Annotated in this window: 1 protein-coding gene; it reads right to left on the bottom strand. The window is 45.5% G+C overall.

The genetic code is table 11. The features are described from left to right. A partial coding sequence (locus ACFILA_RS09490; RefSeq protein ID WP_375661120.1) for a hemagglutinin repeat-containing protein occupies positions 1-1,392 on the bottom strand: 1,392 nt, incomplete at both ends.

Raw genomic sequence — 1,392 nt, forward strand, 5'->3', positions numbered from 1 at the left:
ATGCCATTAAAGGACACATGCACCTTGCCATCAGCACCCTCTTGTAAATGCTGCTTTTCTTCATCCGTTAAATAATGAAACTTAGGAATATTTTGTCCACGAGCGTCTCTTATAGGTACCCCATTTGCATCTATTTCATAGAGTATATTACCCTTTTCATCACGGTCGACCACGGCAATGGGATGCTCTTTGATAAACATGGTTTTATAGGAGTCATCGCTGTATTTAAACCCTTCTTCTAAGAGTTGAGTTGCCATTTCGCGATTTTCATGGACGATTTGTTCCAGCTTGCCTACATCGAGCTGTTGTACACCCTTATGGGCGGTGGCAGTATCACGATTAAGGGAGGCTATGGCTTGTTCCACGTCTTGCCCTGTCAATGCCTTCTGCCCTGCTTCATCAGTAATGACGATGGTGCCATCGCTAATGGCGGATTTGGTATATCCTTCCTCTGAATCTTTAGCTTTTGAATAATCTAAGACATTTTTAGCAATGTTTTTCCCGACACCATATTTGCCTTGATACATCGGACCACCGGCAGAAATGCTTAAACCTTGGCTGCTAGCTTGAGCATGCGCACCGTTGCTGATATCACTGGTGCTAATGCTTCCTGTGGTCAGGCTGTTTTTATCTGCCGGCGCGGTGCTGGCAATGATGCCTCCGGTCAGCGTTGTTTTATCTTTAACGTTGATCTTAAAACCGCCATCACCCGATTTGATGCCTGATTGTTCCACAACACTATGATAATCACTAGAGGATTTATCCTTGTTCAAGGAAATATTGGTTGAGGCTGTACCATCCTTTTCTCGACTATTATAACCAATGGAAACAGAGTTTTGCTTGCTAGAACTTTGTCCCGTATCACTGCGGCTGACAACGGTAAAATCACCCCCTACTTCCATTTCTACACGCTCTCCAGAAACCACGGCGCCTGCCAGTATGGTGTTTCCCTGACTTATGGTATGAAGAGTGCCAGTGCCTATAATATGGCTGTTCTTGTGATGCACTTCCTCACTGGAACCCTTGCCTTTACCAAAAGAAGCATTCCCCATCCACCTTGGACCATCGGTACCATAACTATACCCAACATTCATTGAAGCGCTTTGCGTATGATTTTGTGTGCTTTGTGTGTTTTGCGCACTTTCAAAAGTGATATCTTTACCTGCTCCCATGGTGATATTCCCGCTCTGTTTATCATTGCTTTGCATCGGGTTTGTGCCGACAATAATATCGGCTCCAACACCATGGATGCTGCCTTTGTGGGCTTGCATGTTGACAGCGCGTCCTGCTTCTATTGTTGTGCTCATCGCGGTGAAAGCTTGAGAAGAAGCTTCTGCTTTCTTAAAGCCCACTGTCATACTGCCAGATGCGCCAGCCTCGGTCAAACCGCTT

The organism is Bartonella sp. CL71SXKL, from assembly GCF_042194935.1.
Taxonomy (GTDB): domain Bacteria; phylum Pseudomonadota; class Alphaproteobacteria; order Rhizobiales; family Rhizobiaceae; genus Bartonella.